Below are 15,972 nucleotides of genomic sequence, written 5' to 3'. Positions count from 1 at the left end.
GTAATGAATTTTTATATCGGTGAATTATATAAATTAGGTTGAATAGTTAAACAGAAATTAAAAACAGAGTAGGGTGAGTTTGGTTATGGAATAAGTTATGTGTTTAACAATTACTGTGTTGTTGTAAAACATTTTGTTAAGGTTAGCATCAAGGCTTAATTGGTACGCTCTTACAAACCGGGTTAAATTATTTAAGAGTATTAGAGCGAGTAAGCACAGCGGTCAGTTTAATCCTGAATACTTGAGATTGTAAATTCCAGCTGTGCTTAGCCTATTAAAGAGGGGTGTGTATTAGTGAAATAGCCTCTTTTGCTGTAACCGGTTTTGATTTTAAAAAGCCTTGCCCATAATCACATTGGGTTTTTTGTAAAATAGTAAGTTGTTCAGCGGTTTCTATTCCCTCGGCTATAACAATAAGATCTAAAGAAATAGCCAAGGTTAAAATAGCATCTATTAACGGGTTAGCAGTAGCTTTTAAATTATCAATAAAGCTTTTATCAATTTTTAGCACATGAATAGGCAGTTGATGCAAGTAACCTAAGGCAGAGTAGCCAGTGCCAAAATCGTCTAGGCAAAGCAATACTTTTAAAGGCGATAATCCCTGTATAATTTGCGTCGCTAATTCTAAATTTTCAATTAACCCCGACTCTGTTATTTCAAGACACAATGAGCCTAATGGTAGTTGGTATTTTTTATAAATTTCATGGAGCTGCTCTAGAAACTCTAAGCTGGCAAAGTGTCGAGACGATACATTAACCGTGACACGTAAAAAGCGATGACCTTGTTGTTGCCACAAAGCAATATGTTGCGCTGCGAGGTCGAGTAAATGCAAGTCTAAGTTAGTAATTTGCCCGGTCTTTTCTGCAATTGGAATAAAGTCGCTCGGTGATACAAACCCTTTCTTTGGATGATGCCAACGTACAAGAGCTTCAAACCCTATAACTTCACTACTGTTAATAGTAAATATAGGCTGAAAATACAGTTCAAATTCATTATGCTCAATACCGTGCTGTAAGTCGTTTTCAAGATCTGCACGCGTTTTTAGCTTATTACGCATCACATTATTAAAAAACTTAACTTGACCACGTCCTGATGATTTTGCCTCATACATAGCCGCATCGGATTGTTGTAATAATACAAATGCTTCATCATTTACGTTGTCACTAAATGCTACGCCAATGCTGGTGGACGGTTGCAGTAAATGGCCATCAATATTAACGGGTTCAGATAGTGCCGTTTTAATACGAGTCAGGGCAACGTTTACTTGATCACGATGACTAAGATTTTCCATGAAAATAGCAAACTCATCGCCACCTAAGCGAGAGAAAGTATCGGTATTGCGAACGGTTTTAGTAATAAGCTTACATATAGCAATTAAAAAGTGATCGCCTACTTCATGGCCTAATGAATCATTAATACTTTTAAAGCGGTCAAAATCCAGATAGAGCAGGGCATGAAAAGTGCCTTTTTTTGCGCGATTTAGGCGTAAAATTGCATGCTTCATCCTTTCTATTAATAGCGACCGGTTTGCAAGCCCAGTTAGCTCATCGTGCAGCGCTTTGTGCTCAAGCTCTTGACGAGCTAAATGCCGATCTATAACCATGCTTATTTGTCGACTTACATAGGTTAGCAACGAGCTATCATGTTCATTGTAATAATGTTGATTGTCATAGCTTTGCACGACAATAACGCCACTCATGCGCTCATTAACTTTAAAAGGCACGCCTAGCCATGAATCCGCTTGTTCACCTACTAGCTTAAAATGGCCTTGTGCAATATGTTCAAAGTATTGCTGTTTATTGAGTAACAGTGGGCGTTCATTAATCAGCAAATAGTAAGAGGCTGTTTCTTTTAGTTGCTCTTTTGAAATAACTTTGTGGGTATTTGTTTGTACACCGCCTTCAACAGTATAAACAAAGTCGAGCGCGTCTTCTTTTTTGTCGTACAGCGCAATAAAAAAGTTACTCGCAGTCAATAAGCTGTCAATAATCGCATGCAAAGATTGAAAGAAGGTGTCTAAATTTTGTGCTTTATAAGTTAAATTAGCTATTTGCAATAGGCTGCTTTCTAATTTTTGTGCATTGTTTAGCTGCATAACAGTGTCTTGCAAGCTATTAACGGTATTCACTTGATTGATTTTTGCACTTAGTAAGTGAGCTACGGTGGTTAAAATCTCTAAATGTGAACTAGTAAAGTAATTTTTTATTGGGTGCTCACAATCTATAACCCCTAGGACACGATCTTTGTATATCAAGGGTACGCATATTTCTGATTGAGCCGGGCGCTCATCAGCTATGTAACGGTTGTCTTTAGTTACATCGCCAATTATTAAAGCTTGGCCTGTAGATGCTGCATAACCTGTAATGCCTTCGCTAAAGCGAATGATTTTTCGCTCAGATTGATAACTGATATGCCCGTTTTTAATACCCATAGAAGCTACTTGATTTAGCAAAGACTGACTGTCATCTGCTAAGTAGATAACACAATCTACAAACCCAAGTCGATTAACAACTTGTGTGGTGACGTAACTAAAAAGCGCTTCTAACGTATTCAGTTGCAATAAACTTGATGAGAACTGATTGATTATACTCAACTGATCCGTTTTAGTTTCGAGCGCTTTAGTGGTATCGATAGTATTCGACATAGGCAGCTTTGGGAGGCCTTATAATTATTAAAGGTACATACGTTAACCTAATATTAACGTTTCTACAAAATAAAACGTTAAATGAGAATCATGAAGTGTAAAGTTAACTTTAAATGTAGTATCTAAGGATTATTTCTAATAAGCCCTTTACTCGAAATCACCATATGCCTATGATCAGTTAACTTAAGCATTAGGACTTTACGATGACGAGCAAAATGACAACTTTAACGATTACTAGACCCGATGATTGGCATGTTCATTTACGTGATGGAGATCAGTTAAAAGATACGGTGCGTGATATTAGCCGCTATATGGGCCGCGCGATTATTATGCCAAATTTAGTTCCGCCAGCAACGTGTACAGAAACCGCATTATCGTATCGAGAGCGAATTATGGCTGCAAAACCTCAAGGGCAGTTTGAACCTTTAATGGTGCTTTACCTTACCGACAAAACGACGCCTGATGAAATAAAAAAAGCAAAAGCGACAGGTAAAATTTTTGCAGCTAAACTCTACCCAGCGGGCGCAACAACTAACTCAGATTCTGGTGTAACATCAGTAAAAAATATTTATCCAGTATTAAAAGCAATGCAAGAAGTTGGCATGCTTTTACTCGTACATGGTGAAGTTACTGACTCTTCTATTGATATATTCGATCGTGAAAAAGTGTTTTTAGATACTATTTTAGGCGACGTTGTCGCAGATTTTCCTGAGCTTAAAATTGTCCTTGAACATATAACAACAAAAGATGCGGTAGAGTTTGTTGAAAATGCTTCGGCTAATGTAGCAGCTACAATTACTGCTCATCATTTGTTATATAACCGCAACCATATGCTAGCAGGGGGTATACGCCCACATTATTATTGCTTACCTATATTAAAGCGTAATATTCATCAACAAGCGCTCATGGCGGCAGCTACAAGTGGTAGTAAAAAATTCTTTTTAGGCACGGATTCAGCCCCGCATTACAAAGACAAAAAAGAGGCAGCATGTGGCTGTGCGGGTGCTTATACTGCGCACGCAGCTATTGAACTTTATGCTGAAGCTTTTGAAGAGGCAGGGGCGCTTGATAAGTTAGAGGGCTTTGCAAGTCACTTCGGCCCAGATTTTTATGGTCTAGCGCGTAATAAAGACACTATTACCTTAGAGAAAGCACCTTGGACAGTGCCAGCAAGTTATTCGCTAGGGGACTCAGAAGTTGTACCAATCAAAGCAGATAGTGTTATTGACTGGCAAGTTAAATAATTAGAATTTAAAACCACCTAAAACTAAGGTGGTTTTTTTATTTTAAGTTAGCAAAAAGCTGTGCAGATCGGCAATATTTTAAAAAAATACACTCTGTTTATAAAAAACACAAATTATGAACTGTTTATCCCGTTAAAAATTAGAAACTTACAAAGAAAGTAATAAATCGATGAATCTTCAAAAATAAATCCCAATTAATAGAGCTAAAAAAATATTAATGTGTTAACCTTAATTGGCTTTGAGTTTTTGCGTATTGAATTACGGTATTGTGCTGCGTTTAAGGTTACCGGTTTGGTTATTACTTCTTCCTGTACTATCACCTCCAGTTTTTTGGGCATTGACTCAGGGAGGATATTGCCATAATAATATGGCTGAATTTTAATTATTGACTTACAGGAAAATTTAGTATGTCGGTTACTGGTAAAGTAAAATTTTTCAACGAAGCTAAAGGCTTTGGTTTCATTGAACAAGAAAATGGTCCTGACGTGTTTGTACATTTCAGCGCAATCACTGGTTCTGGTTTTCGCACTCTTAGCGAAGGTCAAGCAGTGACTTTCAGCATCAAGCAAGGTCAAAAAGGCCCAGAAGCTGAGAACGTAGAAGTAGCATAATTTATTATGTGAACCTAAGTTCATCGTGGTGAAGCACTAACCTGTTTCACCATAATTCATTAAAATGTGCAAAACTTTTTGAACTTTCTAAACCATTCCTTTTTATATCTTTCTTCAGTCAAACTTCTATCTATCTATCTATCTATCTATCTATCTATCTATCTATCTATCTATCTAATTAATTTAAACCTTGATGATTTAAATATTCTATCGGGCATTAAAGATTCTTTATTTAATCTTACGATTAGTCTATCTGACTCTAATCCTTCAGAGATGATATAACTGCTTAAGGTTGAGGTTGGGGCTTGGAAAAATATTAAAAATGGATAAGGCCTTTAGGCTAATAAAGATAAAAAACACAGGTGTTAATAAAAATGATTTTTTGTAATCACCTTCCCCTCCTTTGTATTGCTTTTTATTAAATCTGCACGTCATTATTATTATGCGATGAATAACCTAATAATAACGATTAGCTGTATTTTTTGTGTAAAAAGCGTTAAAAAACCTTCGAAATGAATATTCGGGACAGAAAATTAGCTTATTTTTAATTTTTTTTCAGCAACGATTAAGTTAATTTTAAATGTTATATTTTTGTTTACATTAACAGTGGTGGTTATCGTTATTCTTACTATATCAGGGCTTGCAGAAATTGTGTTTATCACGTTAGTTATAATAATGTTAATTTTTTTGTTCAAGCCCAGTAAATATCTTACAAACAAGCTGATTTATTTATAGGTTATGCTAAACATGAAGTTGACATGACATGATGCATTTAGCATTATTGGTAAGTTGATATCTATTAAAAGATATCAGGGTTGTCTTCCCCTTAGCGGGTTGATAATTAAATTATAAAAGTAACATTACTTAATTGGTTGGGAACTATGTCTGTTAAAATCAGAAAGAGTCTTGTAGCAACTGCGTTGGTTGGCGCTTTTGCATTTGCAAGCAGCAATGTGATTGCAGATCCTTTGAATGACGTGCAAAAAGCAGGTCAAACAATTCAAAAGGCTGCGGTTAAGTCTCAAACTAAAATTGACAATGTATATGGTCAAACTCAGGAGCTAATCGCTGAGTACCGTAGCATCGTTGATGAGACTGAACTTATGAAAGTGTACAACGATCACGTAGCACGTTTGGTCGCAGACCAAAACGCGTCTATCGCATCGTTCGATCGTCAAATCGCGACTATCGATAACACTAAACAAAACGTTGTGCCTTTGATGTATCGCATGATCGATACGCTTGAGCAATTCATCAAAGCGGACGTTCCATTTAACCTTGAAACTCGTCTTGGACGCGTTGAAAGATTACGTGAGATCATGGCATCTGCATCTGTAACAACGTCTGAAAAGTTCCGTCAGGTTCTTGAAGCGTACACTGTTGAAACAGCATACAGCTCAGCTGTAACTGCTTCTCAAGGTACTTTAGATGTTGATGGTCGTAGCATTAACGTAGATATCGGTCGTTTAGGTCGTATTACTTACGTAGCGCAATCATTCGATCTAAAACACGCTTGGGTGTGGGATAACAACACTAAACAGTGGAAAGAATTAGGTGAAGAATACCTAAAACCTGTTAAAGAAGTGATCCGTATGGCACGTAAGCAAGCGACACTAGAACTTGTTAAACTACCAATTTTTGGCGCGGAGTAATCAATAATGAAGAAACTATTTAAAGGTTTTGCTGTTGCAGCAGTACTGTCTGTTTCTGCCGGTACCGCGCTTAATGCACATGCAAATACTGACGCTTTAGATAAAATTCTTGAGCAAGTAAAGCAAGAGCGTATCTCTGAAGGAAAAATCAATAAGCAACGTGAACAAGAGTTCTTGTCAGATCGTGCTGATAAGCAAGCGTTACTTAACAAAGCGAAAAGCCAACTAGCTGCTGAAAAAGCACGTGGTGATCGTCTTAGCAAAGAATATGCACAAAACGAAAATACTCTAGCGGAAAAAGAGCAAGCTCTTCAAAACGCTCAAGGTACGTTAGGTGAAATGTTTGGTGTTGTTCGTCGTGCAGCAGCTGACGCGATTGGTTCAATTGAAGCATCTTTAGTAAGTGCTGAAAAACCAGGTCGTGCTGAAGTACTTCGTTCATTAGCAGCAGCTAAAGAACTTCCAACTGTTCGTGAACTAGAAGAACTTTGGATTTCACTTCAAACAGAAATGACTGAATCAGCAAAAGTTTCAACGTTTGAAACTGAAGTTGCTGGTCTTGACGGTAACCCGTCTATGAAAAAAGTAACACGTATCGGTAACTTCAACTTAGTTACAGACGACGGATACTTAATCTACTCACCAGAGACTAAATCTATTCAGCCTCTAGGTAAGCAACCTGACAGCTATATCCTTAAAGGTATTTCTGATTTAGAAGGTACTTCAGCTGATAACTATGCTGGCGTGTACGTGGATCCTACACGTGGTGCAATTTTACGTATTAACACTCAGAAAAAGTCTCTTATGGAGTACTACGAGCAAGGTGCTGAAGTTGGTTACATCATCACAGTATTACTTGTTGTAGGTCTTTTAATCTTCTTAGTACGTTTCGTTGATTTAGCGCTTACTACTTCTAAGATCAAAGGTCAGCTTAAGAACTTGTCTACACCGAATACAAATAACCCACTGGGTCGTATTCTTAAAGTGTACTCTGACAACAAAAACCAAGATGTTGAAAACCTTGAGCTTAAACTGGATGAAGCGATTCTTCGTGAAACGCCACGCATCGAAGCGGGTATTAACATCATCAAGATCCTTGCTGCTATCGCACCATTACTAGGTCTACTAGGTACGGTAATCGGTATGATCCTAACGTTCCAAACAATCACATTGTTCGGTACGGGCGATCCGAAGATCATGGCTGGTAACATCTCTCTAGCACTTGTAACTACAGCGCTAGGTCTAATTGCAGCTCTACCACTTATCCTACTTCATTCTATTGTTGCAGGTCGTAGTAAGTCGGTATTACACATCCTTGATGAGCAAAGCGCGGGTATCATCGCGACTCACGCGGAGAAGGAGAAAGCCTAATGCTAGTCCTGATGGAGATCTGGGAATCTATCAGGGATTTTGTTGGCACAGGCGGCCAGGTTTTATACGTGGTCGCGATAGCACTCTTTCTTATGTGGGTTTTAATGATTGAGCGCTATTGGTTCCTACTTGCTGAATTTCCTCGTTTAACGAAGGATATTGTAGCCAAGTGGGATGCCCGCCAAGACACTACGTCTTGGTACGCACACAGAATCCGTGAAGCATGGATTTCTGAAGCGTCTGAAAAATTAGATCAGCGTATGTTGTTGATTAAAACATTAGTAGCTGTATGTCCTTTAATAGGCTTACTTGGCACTGTTACGGGTATGATCGCGGTTTTTGAAACCATGGCAACCCAAGGTACAGGTAATGCACGTTTAATGGCATCAGGCATATCAATGGCAACAATCCCAACAATGGCTGGAATGGTTGCGGCACTATCTGGGGTATTCTTTAGCTCACGCCTTGAGGCAAGAGCGAGAATGGTGAAAGCCAAACTTGTAGATAGTATGCCTCATCACTAGAGAGAGAATTAAATATGGCACGTAAACAACGTTTTCGTGAAGAAGAAGAAGCAGCGGTAGATATGACGCCAATGCTTGACATCGTATTTATCATGCTTATTTTCTTTATCGTAACTACATCGTTCGTTAAAGAGGCTGGTATCGAGGTCAATAAACCAAAAGCTGCCCAAGCTACGAAGCAAAAAAATGCTAATATTTTTATTGCTATTCGTAATGACGGTGCAATCTGGATTGATAAACAGCAAGTTGATGTTGAACGTGTTTCAGCAAAAATTGAAAGTTTATTAGCAGAACAACCTACAGATGTTGTAATTTTGCAAGCTGACAAAGAAGCAAAACATGGCACAGTGGTTAAAGTTATGGACCAGATTAAAGCGACAGGTGATAACCTGAGAATTTCAATAGCTGGAGATCAGTAATGATTCGTTTTCTGTTTTCACTGATTGCAGGTGGGGCAGTTACTTTCGGCTTGTTCTACTTCATGGCATACCTCATCTCTGGTGGGGCTGACCGTAATACGGAACAAAAAGAGCAGATCATAGTCGAAATTATGACGAATCCGCCTGAATCTAAGGTGCAGGAGAGGAAGCGTGTACCGCCTCCGCCTCCGCCACCGCCAAAGCAGCCGCCTAAACCGCAGCCGCCACAGCCGGAAAATAGCAACCCAAGTACGAGTTTGTCGTTTAATATGCCAAGCATCGATGTGGGAAGCACGGCTGGTGGACTGAGTGGTCCAGGTGCATTTGGACGAGATGGTGATGCGACACCGATCGTTCGTATTGAACCAAAATATCCAACACAAGCAGCACGTGATGGTAAAGAAGGTTGGGTTCAACTTTCATTCACAATTGATGAGTTAGGTGGTGTGACTGACGTTGATGTAATCGACGCAGATCCAAAACGTATCTTTGACCGTGAAGCTAAACGTGCATTGCGCAAGTGGAAATACCGTCCTAAGATCATTGACGGCAAACCACAAAAGCAAGTTGGTTTACAAGTTCAACTAGACTTTAAACTTAACCAAGGCAACTAAGGAGGCGAGTAATGAGAAATTTTTCTAAAGTAACTGCACTTGCAATTCTTATGTCTGTGTCAGGTGCAGCATTAACTGCACCTGTTTTAGCGGCGCCAGATTACGCGAAAATTGAAGAGCGTAAGAAAGCAAAAACTAAAATCATGGGCGAACGTACTGGTAAAAAAGTAATTAAAGCGTTTGATTTGTATAATGAAGATGATGTTGATGGTGCAATTGCTTTATTAAAAGAGTTAGATCCGTCTAACGACTTTGACAAAGCAACTGTTAATCGTTACTTAGGCAGCATGTATGCTCAAAAAGAGCAGTACAAAGTCGCTATTAAGTATATGAAAGCAGCGATTGCACCAGATGTATTAAACTTTGCCGATCAGGCTCAAGGTTTAAAAACCTTAGGTGACATGTATGCAGGTACTGAACAGTACAATGCCGCAAAGCAAGCATATTCTGATTGGATGGACTTTACAGGCGAAGAAGACCCAAAAGTTTACACTCGTATTGCGCAAGCAAGCTATGAGCTTAAACAGTTTAATGAGGTTCTCGAGCCGGCAAACAAAGCAATTAAGTTAGCAAAAGAGCCTAATAAAGCTCCTTATCAACTTAAATTAGCTGCCTATTTTGAGCAAAAGCAATATCAAAATATGGTTAAAGTCGCTGAAGAAATCGTTCGTGTATGGCCTGAAGACAAAAAGTCTTGGGTAGGCTTAGGTAAGTATTATTTACAAACCGAAGAATACAAAAAAGGCCTAGCAACTATGGAAGTTGCTTACAAGAACGGTTACTTTGAAAACGAAGTTGAATACAAAGTTCTAGCTAATTTCTATTCTTTAAATGAAATTCCTTATAAAGCAGCTGTAACGCTTGAAAAGGCCGTTAAAGAAGAAAAAGTTAAACGCACTAAGCAAAACATGAGTGCGATTGCTAGTAACTACCATCGTTCGAAAGATATAGAGAAGGCTGCTAAGTACTACGAAGAAGCTGCTAAATTTGATAATGACGCTGAGCTTTATCGCAAAGCCGGTTCATTACTTCTACAATCTGAAAAATTTAGTGCTGCCGTTGTTCGTTTGAACAAAGCGTTAGAGCTTGGCTCTGACAAAAAAGGTACTATATATTCAGATCTAGCTGAAGCGTTTTACTACCAAGGCAAGTATAAGCAAGCACATGCCGCTATTACTAAAGCTATGGACGATCCAACCACACGTAGATTTGCAAAAGGTTGGGCTACATATATTAAAGATAAAGCCGCTCGCAACGGTGTTAAAATTTAATATTTAATGTACTCTAGTATTTTTAAAAAGCCCCATTGGGGCTTTTTTTATTGGAATTAACATGAACAGAACGCCTATTATTTCATTGCTCTTTTGTTTGCTTTTAGCATCATGCTCAAAGCCAGCTGATTTGTTTTCATCTTATGAAGAGGCACAAAGCGCGTTAATATCACTTAATACGGCTTTAAGTGCACAAAAGAACTTAAACAGTACAGGGCTCAGTAACGAACAACTGCCTTTTACTGATTCATATTTAGCGCGTCGCCACGCTATTTACCAGCAGCTAATGCAAATGAAGTTATCTTCTGCGCAAACCCATCAAGTAAATTATTTGGTGATTGCTGAGCGGTTTCCAGAGCGTTATTTTGCATGGCCTGCACACACTGATGTGTTATCAAACATGCTTTCGATAGTTAAAAATGATGCTCAGTATAAAAACATTGAGCAGTGGCTGATATTTGTTAAATCACAGCTACAAGCCGCTGAGCAAAGTAACTTAAAGCTTAATAAAATAGAGCATAATTATTTAAAGCACTATGTGCAGCAAGCAATTAATAGTACTGACACACCTATTGAGCTTAATGAGTCTCTGAGTGTATTAAATAATTACTTAACGCAGTATAAGCCCAGAGGCAGCATTGGGTTGTCTGGTCTTGCAAATGGCAGCCAGTGGTACCAAAGTAAACTAAATTATTTTGCAAATGATGTACTTTCGCCGCTTGAGTGGCTAAGCCTTATAGATAGTAAATTTAAAACAATGCAAAGCTCAACCGAGCTAATAACGGTGGGTATCTCTGATGTATCGCAGCTTAGCGAAACATTTTTAAAAAAAACGCAAGTATTAGGTTTAGATTGGTCAACGGGTTACATGCTATTACCTCAACGTGCTAACAATAAGCAATTAACGGCTGCAAATAAGCGGCTCTATTTAGCGATGATGGAAACTGATCTTGGGGTGCATTACCACGCGTGGACATTATCGCAAGCGCGCTTAAATTTACTAAAACGTTTAAATATTAGTGAAGAAGATGCGAGGATATTAGTTGAGGATATTATTTTTTATCCAGGGCAATCATTTAGTTTTGCACCGCAATTACTCAATTAAACTTAAGTGCGCTACTACTTAGCGCACTTATCACACCGCTGAGCAGCAGGGTCTCTTTCTAAGCGCTGCTCTGATATTTTCTCTTCACAGTCACAGCAGTAGCCATATTGACCAATATCTATTTGACTAATTGCTGCTTCAAGCTTGTTCATTCGTTCAATTAACGGATTATACTCATTACCTAATTGTTGAGCTGCTAAATCAAGCCACTCTTCATTAGATGTTTGGGTTAGGATGCAGAACAAGTTTTGATGTGTAGGGTGAGTTGATTGTGACAACAAACCTAATATCGTTGCTTTAACACTTTCTATTTCATCGTTTAGTCGTTGCTGATGATGCATTAGCAGTATAACCCTTAAGTTAATTTGTAGTGATACTGCTATTATCTATTTAGATTTGTTTAGGTGTTATGATTTGCATCAAATTGTGGCGCTTTCGCATATTTCTTTAATACTTCGGCTACCTCATCCTTTGCTTTTAAACGACGAATTTCATCAAATAATAGCCCAGCTTGTGGATATTGGCGTTTTAAATAACCAAGCCATTGCTTTGTTCGAGATGCAAAATATTTATTATCTTTGCTAGCTGTTTGGTGCATAGATGAATGAATAATATGGTGTAAAATATTCTCCCAAGTGAGCTCGTTGTAGCTTTCGTTATTAACTTGCGCTTTAATTTTTCTTGCGAGATCAGGATGTGAAAGGGCGCCACGACCAATCATCAAATCACGACAACCACTGCGTTTTTGGCATAAAAGAGCATCTTCTATTTGCCAAATTTCGCCATTGGCGACCACTGCAATTTTTTTATCTTTGACCAAAGGGGGAATTTTTTCCCAATAGGCGGGTGGATTGTAGCCATCGCGTTTAGTTCTTGCATGTATTGCAATGCTGTTAGCACCAGCGCTAACAACGGCATCGACAATTTCTTGGCTATTACTATCATCATCAAAACCTAAGCGAATTTTAGCACTTACCTCATACTCATCATCAACGGCATCCCTTACCGTTTTTATAATCGAGTACATATGTTCTGGATCTTTGAGTAATACAGCACCGCCTTTGCTTTTATTGACTGTTTTTGCGGGGCAACCAAAGTTTAAATCAACGCCATGAGAGCCTAAGCCAATTGCTTTTACAGCATTTTCTGCTAACACGTCGGCTACTTGGCCTAATAACTGAATACGAACCGGAGTACCGCTACGAGTGAGTCCCGCATTTTTAAGTTCAGGGCAATAACGGTGGAATACTTTATCTGGAAGGCAAGTATCTACAACACGGATAAATTCGGTCACACAAAGATCGAAGCCGCCTATGTCGGTGAGGAGTTGCCGCATTTTAAAGTCAACGACACCTTCCATGGGTGCTAAAATAAGTTTCATAGTGTGATTAATGTATTACTAAAAAAGGAGCGCCAGTTTACCTGTAAATCATAAATTCATAAAACGCTTATTAGCGTTCATAGAGAGTTAAATAACTTATTTGCAAAAAAAATAGAAAATTTGAAAGTTTTTAGTTTAATACCGGTCTACTTTTATAATGATGTTCAACAAGTTTAAAAGGTAATTAAAAATGAATACAATAAAGAAAAACTCAATTGCATTAACATTAGGCGCAGTGGTTGTTGGCAGCGCAAGTATGGCGAGTACTGATGTTCAAGCTAATCCATTTGAGTTTCAACAAATGGTAGCTGGTTATCAATTAGACGCTGGTGAAGGCAAGTGCGGCGAAGGAAAATGTGGCGGCGACGCTAAAGCGAAAAAAGAAGGCAAGTGTGGCGGCGACGCTAAAGCGAAAAAAGAAGGCAAGTGCGGCGAAGGTAAATGCGGCGGTGATGCTAAGGCCAAAAAAGAAGGCAAGTGCGGCGAAGGTAAATGTGGTGGTAGCCACTAAACTTTTCTTTTTCAGATAAGCGAGAGGGCCATTAGGCCCTTTTTATTTAATATGAGGTTTTATTATGGCTCAAAATCAAACGCCTAACTTTGGCATGGTCGGTTTAGGCTTGCGAAGAGAAATGCTAGATGAGCTTGAGCATGCTATACCAAAACAAATTGAGTTTATGGAAGTGGCTCCAGAGAACTGGTTAAAGCTAGGTGGGCGCTTTGAAAAGCAATTTAAACAGTTAACTAATAATAATCACTTTGTTTGTCATGGTTTGTCACTTTCTATTGGATCGCCTGAGCCGCTTGATATTGAATTTATAAAGTCGTTAAAATCTTTCTTTGATAACCACGATATTAAAGCTTATAGCGAACATTTAAGCTATTGCTCAGGTAAAGGCCATATGTATGACTTAATGCCAATTCCTTTTACTGAAGAAGCGATAAAACATGTCGTTTCTCGGGTTAAGCAGGTACAAGATATATTAGAGCGACCACTTGTGCTGGAAAATGTGTCTTATTATGGTGCCCCTGGTCAGCAGCTATCAGAGCTTGAATTTACCAATGCTATTTTAGAAGACGCAGACTGCCAGCTGCTATTAGATGTTAATAATATCTATGTGAACTCGATTAATCATGGTTATGATGCACAAGCGTTTTTAAGTGGGCTACCAACTAATAAAATTGCCTATTGCCATGTTGCAGGTCACTACAATGAAGCTGATGACCTAATTATTGATACTCATGGTGCTGATGTTATCGACCCTGTCTGGCAATTGCTCGATAGCGCATATCAAGCACATGGTGTTTTTCCCACACTGCTAGAGCGAGATTTTAATATTCCGCCTATTAATGTGTTAACCAAAGAGCTGGATATAATCCATCAATTACAGGCAAAGCACCTTAAGTTGTTATCAACAGCACAAAGTGCTTAGCTGTTTGAATTTAATAAGTACTTGCTATTTTAGGGTTTTATAAGAGTCGTTATTATGAGTTTTATCGATGTGCAAAATGAGTTTATGGCCCATATTCGAGAGCCTAATAAGCAGCCGTGTCCAACCGATGTTGAAGACAGACGAATGGCTATTTACCGAGATCTGTTTTTTAATAATATTAATGGCTTTGTTTCATCGGCATTTCCAGTTTTAAAAACACTCTATAGTGATCAACAGTGGCTATTACTGGTTCGTCAATTTTTTAGTGAGCATGATTGCCAATCTCCTTATTTTTTAGATATAGGTGAAGAATTTATTACCTATTTAATGACAAGCTATGTACCTAGAGAGTCTGATCCGATATTTATGCTGGCGCTAGCCCATTATGAATGGATTGAGCTTGACGTGTCTGTAATGAAGGCTGACCCCCGTGAGCTCCCTCTAAGCGCTAATAAGCTTACTCACTCTCCTTTGTATTTATCTAAAACAGCGCGTAACTTAAGCTACGACTATCCAGTGCAACATATTAGTGAAGAGTTTCAACCTCAACAGCCTTCAGAGCAGCCGTATTTCTTTGTTGTTTACCGCGATGAGAGTGATGAGGTGCAATTTTTGGCCACAAATGCCATGACCGCCATGCTACTGTCTATTATTGAAAATGAAGCGGGAAGTACGTTTGAGCAGGTTTGCCAACAGGTTAGTGAAAATGCACCACAATTTAATCTTGAGCAAATAACACAAGGGGCACTGAGTACCTTAACAGCTATGGCACAGCGGCAAATTATAGTGACAAAAAATCAAGACTAAGCTCTTTATTGATTATTTCACATCGTCTATTATAGCGCCTTTATTTGTTGTGCTTAATAAAAGGTTGTACCCATGTCAGATGATAAAGACTTTAAAGACCCGTTCAATGCGGCTTACTTTTTTGCATTCTTAGCCGTATTTGCTGGAATAGGGTGTTTAAATGCCATTTTAGGTTGGATCACCAGCTTAACTTAATCAGGTTTTATTTTAAGGCTGTTGTTTTTCATCAGCCTTACATTTTTATCACTTCCCTCTCCCGACACTTTATAATTATCGCAAACTCGCAATTTACGACCACTTAAGGTTATAATCACCTGCTTTGTAATATTAATCATTGAGCAGTTAAAATTATGACTCAAGTAACACCAGCAATTATCAAAAACAGCATTACTACAATTGCTGATTATCCTAAAGCGGGCATTATGTTTCGCGATGTAACAACCCTAATGGCAAACCCTGAAGCGTTTAAAGCAACCATAGATGCATTTATTGACGCTTATAAAGACCAAGGTTTTACTAAAATTATCGGCACTGAATCGCGTGGCTTTATTTTTGGTGCTCCGCTATCTTATGCTTTGGGAATTCCTTTTATCCCTGTTCGTAAACCAGGTAAATTACCGCGCGAAGTTATTCGCCAAGATTACCAACTCGAATATGGCGAAGATACATTAGAGCTTCATACTGATGCGATTGTAGCCGGTGATAAAGTCTTGTTAGTTGACGACTTGTTGGCGACCGGTGGTACAATTGAAGCAACAGCCAAGTTGGTTGCAAAATTAGGCGGAAACGCCACAGATGCTGCCTTTGTTGTATCACTTCCAGAGCTTGGTGGTGAGCAACGCATTGAGAAAATGGGCATCAATATTTTAAAATTGGTTGAATTCGAAGGCGAATAA

Annotated in this window: 16 protein-coding genes and 1 pseudogene; 14 read left to right on the top strand and 3 right to left on the bottom strand. The window is 38.7% G+C overall.

What is annotated here, in order from left to right; translation table 11 throughout:
• Window positions 1-274 precede the first annotated feature (274 nt).
• Complete coding sequence (locus tag FHG08_RS13005; protein ID WP_178956236.1) at window positions 275-2,644, bottom strand: GGDEF domain-containing protein; 2,370 nt, start codon at window positions 2,642-2,644, stop codon at window positions 275-277.
• Between the two features lie 203 nt (window positions 2,645-2,847).
• Between FHG08_RS13005 and pyrC the strand changes: the two genes are divergently transcribed.
• The 9 genes from pyrC (at window position 2,848) to FHG08_RS12960 (ending at window position 11,455) form a co-directional block, all read left to right on the top strand.
• Window positions 2,848-3,888, top strand: coding sequence for a dihydroorotase (gene pyrC, locus FHG08_RS13000; RefSeq protein WP_178956235.1), 1,041 nt, complete (start codon window positions 2,848-2,850; stop codon window positions 3,886-3,888).
• 407 nt (window positions 3,889-4,295) lie between these two features.
• The gene (locus tag FHG08_RS12995) at window positions 4,296-4,499 is read left to right on the top strand and encodes a cold-shock protein (protein WP_004588138.1); all 204 of its coding nucleotides are present in this window, start codon (window positions 4,296-4,298) and stop codon (window positions 4,497-4,499) included.
• Window positions 4,500-5,380: 881 nt separating this feature from the next.
• A complete protein-coding gene (locus FHG08_RS12990; protein ID WP_013465204.1) occupies window positions 5,381-6,151 on the top strand; it encodes a DUF3450 domain-containing protein in 771 nt (256 codons plus the stop codon).
• A 6-nt stretch (window positions 6,152-6,157) separates the two neighbouring features.
• A complete protein-coding gene (locus FHG08_RS12985; RefSeq protein ID WP_010388563.1) occupies window positions 6,158-7,522 on the top strand; it encodes a MotA/TolQ/ExbB proton channel family protein in 1,365 nt (454 codons plus the stop codon).
• Window positions 7,522-8,046 carry a MotA/TolQ/ExbB proton channel family protein gene (locus FHG08_RS12980; RefSeq protein WP_004588135.1) on the top strand — a complete coding sequence of 175 codons (525 nt, stop codon included), beginning with the start codon at window positions 7,522-7,524 and terminating at the stop codon, window positions 8,044-8,046. Before FHG08_RS12985 ends, FHG08_RS12980 begins: the two co-directional genes overlap by 1 nt.
• Before the next feature lie 14 nt (window positions 8,047-8,060).
• Window positions 8,061-8,465, top strand: a complete 405-nt coding sequence (locus FHG08_RS12975) for a biopolymer transporter ExbD (RefSeq protein WP_138609413.1) — start codon at window positions 8,061-8,063, stop codon at window positions 8,463-8,465.
• Window positions 8,465-9,079 carry an energy transducer TonB gene (locus FHG08_RS12970; protein ID WP_138609411.1) on the top strand — a complete coding sequence of 205 codons (615 nt, stop codon included), beginning with the start codon at window positions 8,465-8,467 and terminating at the stop codon, window positions 9,077-9,079. The genes FHG08_RS12975 and FHG08_RS12970 overlap by 1 nt, the downstream gene beginning before the upstream one ends.
• Before the next feature lie 11 nt (window positions 9,080-9,090).
• Window positions 9,091-10,350 carry a tetratricopeptide repeat protein gene (locus FHG08_RS12965; RefSeq protein WP_138609409.1) on the top strand — a complete coding sequence of 420 codons (1,260 nt, stop codon included), beginning with the start codon at window positions 9,091-9,093 and terminating at the stop codon, window positions 10,348-10,350.
• Window positions 10,351-10,411: 61 nt separating this feature from the next.
• A complete protein-coding gene (locus FHG08_RS12960; protein ID WP_178956234.1) occupies window positions 10,412-11,455 on the top strand; it encodes a hypothetical protein in 1,044 nt (347 codons plus the stop codon).
• 14 nt (window positions 11,456-11,469) lie between these two features.
• On the opposite strand, the gene FHG08_RS12955 is transcribed toward FHG08_RS12960, so the two are convergent.
• Window positions 11,470-11,796 (bottom strand): TraR/DksA C4-type zinc finger protein, encoded by a 327-nt coding sequence (locus FHG08_RS12955; protein ID WP_178956233.1) that lies wholly within the window; start codon window positions 11,794-11,796, stop codon window positions 11,470-11,472.
• Between the two features lie 59 nt (window positions 11,797-11,855).
• On the bottom strand, window positions 11,856-12,836 hold the full coding sequence (locus FHG08_RS12950) for a tRNA-dihydrouridine synthase (RefSeq protein ID WP_178956232.1): 981 nt from the start codon (window positions 12,834-12,836) through the stop codon (window positions 11,856-11,858).
• Between the two features lie 190 nt (window positions 12,837-13,026).
• Between FHG08_RS12950 and FHG08_RS12945 the strand changes: the two are divergent.
• The 5 genes and pseudogenes from FHG08_RS12945 to apt form a co-directional block, all read left to right on the top strand.
• Window positions 13,027-13,338, top strand: a pseudogene (locus FHG08_RS12945) (hypothetical protein); the annotation flags it as partial.
• A gap of 73 nt (window positions 13,339-13,411) precedes the next feature.
• On the top strand, window positions 13,412-14,269 hold the full coding sequence (locus tag FHG08_RS12940; protein ID WP_010388581.1) for a DUF692 domain-containing protein: 858 nt from the start codon (window positions 13,412-13,414) through the stop codon (window positions 14,267-14,269).
• 54 nt (window positions 14,270-14,323) lie between these two features.
• Window positions 14,324-15,076: a DUF2063 domain-containing protein gene (locus FHG08_RS12935; RefSeq protein WP_178956230.1), complete on the top strand. Its 753-nt coding sequence runs from the start codon at window positions 14,324-14,326 to the stop codon at window positions 15,074-15,076.
• A gap of 72 nt (window positions 15,077-15,148) precedes the next feature.
• Window positions 15,149-15,271, top strand: a complete 123-nt coding sequence (locus FHG08_RS19065; RefSeq protein WP_008109320.1) for a hypothetical protein — start codon at window positions 15,149-15,151, stop codon at window positions 15,269-15,271.
• 155 nt (window positions 15,272-15,426) lie between these two features.
• Complete coding sequence (apt, locus tag FHG08_RS12930) at window positions 15,427-15,972, top strand: adenine phosphoribosyltransferase (RefSeq protein WP_008109316.1); 546 nt, start codon at window positions 15,427-15,429, stop codon at window positions 15,970-15,972.

Origin of the sequence: Pseudoalteromonas sp. Scap03 (assembly GCF_013393115.1) — a bacterium.
Classification (GTDB): Bacteria; Pseudomonadota; Gammaproteobacteria; order Enterobacterales; family Alteromonadaceae; genus Pseudoalteromonas.
This window is presented reverse-complemented; position numbering and strand designations above follow the sequence as displayed.

Excerpts from the sequence above, each read along its gene's own strand:
- FHG08_RS13005 (WP_178956236.1), bottom strand. The coding sequence starts at position 2,644 with ATGTCGAATACTATCGATACCACTAAAGCGCTCGAAACTAAAACGGAT.
- pyrC (WP_178956235.1), top strand. The coding sequence starts at position 2,848 with ATGACGAGCAAAATGACAACTTTAACGATTACTAGACCCGATGATTGG.
- FHG08_RS12995 (WP_004588138.1), top strand. The coding sequence starts at position 4,296 with ATGTCGGTTACTGGTAAAGTAAAATTTTTCAACGAAGCTAAAGGCTTT.
- FHG08_RS12990 (WP_013465204.1), top strand. The coding sequence starts at position 5,381 with ATGTCTGTTAAAATCAGAAAGAGTCTTGTAGCAACTGCGTTGGTTGGC.
- FHG08_RS12985 (WP_010388563.1), top strand. The coding sequence starts at position 6,158 with ATGAAGAAACTATTTAAAGGTTTTGCTGTTGCAGCAGTACTGTCTGTT.
- FHG08_RS12980 (WP_004588135.1), top strand. The coding sequence starts at position 7,522 with ATGCTAGTCCTGATGGAGATCTGGGAATCTATCAGGGATTTTGTTGGC.
- FHG08_RS12975 (WP_138609413.1), top strand. The coding sequence starts at position 8,061 with ATGGCACGTAAACAACGTTTTCGTGAAGAAGAAGAAGCAGCGGTAGAT.
- FHG08_RS12970 (WP_138609411.1), top strand. The coding sequence starts at position 8,465 with ATGATTCGTTTTCTGTTTTCACTGATTGCAGGTGGGGCAGTTACTTTC.
- FHG08_RS12965 (WP_138609409.1), top strand. The coding sequence starts at position 9,091 with ATGAGAAATTTTTCTAAAGTAACTGCACTTGCAATTCTTATGTCTGTG.
- FHG08_RS12960 (WP_178956234.1), top strand. The coding sequence starts at position 10,412 with ATGAACAGAACGCCTATTATTTCATTGCTCTTTTGTTTGCTTTTAGCA.
- FHG08_RS12955 (WP_178956233.1), bottom strand. The coding sequence starts at position 11,796 with ATGCATCATCAGCAACGACTAAACGATGAAATAGAAAGTGTTAAAGCA.
- FHG08_RS12950 (WP_178956232.1), bottom strand. The coding sequence starts at position 12,836 with ATGAAACTTATTTTAGCACCCATGGAAGGTGTCGTTGACTTTAAAATG.
- FHG08_RS12940 (WP_010388581.1), top strand. The coding sequence starts at position 13,412 with ATGGCTCAAAATCAAACGCCTAACTTTGGCATGGTCGGTTTAGGCTTG.
- FHG08_RS12935 (WP_178956230.1), top strand. The coding sequence starts at position 14,324 with ATGAGTTTTATCGATGTGCAAAATGAGTTTATGGCCCATATTCGAGAG.
- FHG08_RS19065 (WP_008109320.1), top strand. The coding sequence starts at position 15,149 with ATGTCAGATGATAAAGACTTTAAAGACCCGTTCAATGCGGCTTACTTT.
- apt (WP_008109316.1), top strand. The coding sequence starts at position 15,427 with ATGACTCAAGTAACACCAGCAATTATCAAAAACAGCATTACTACAATT.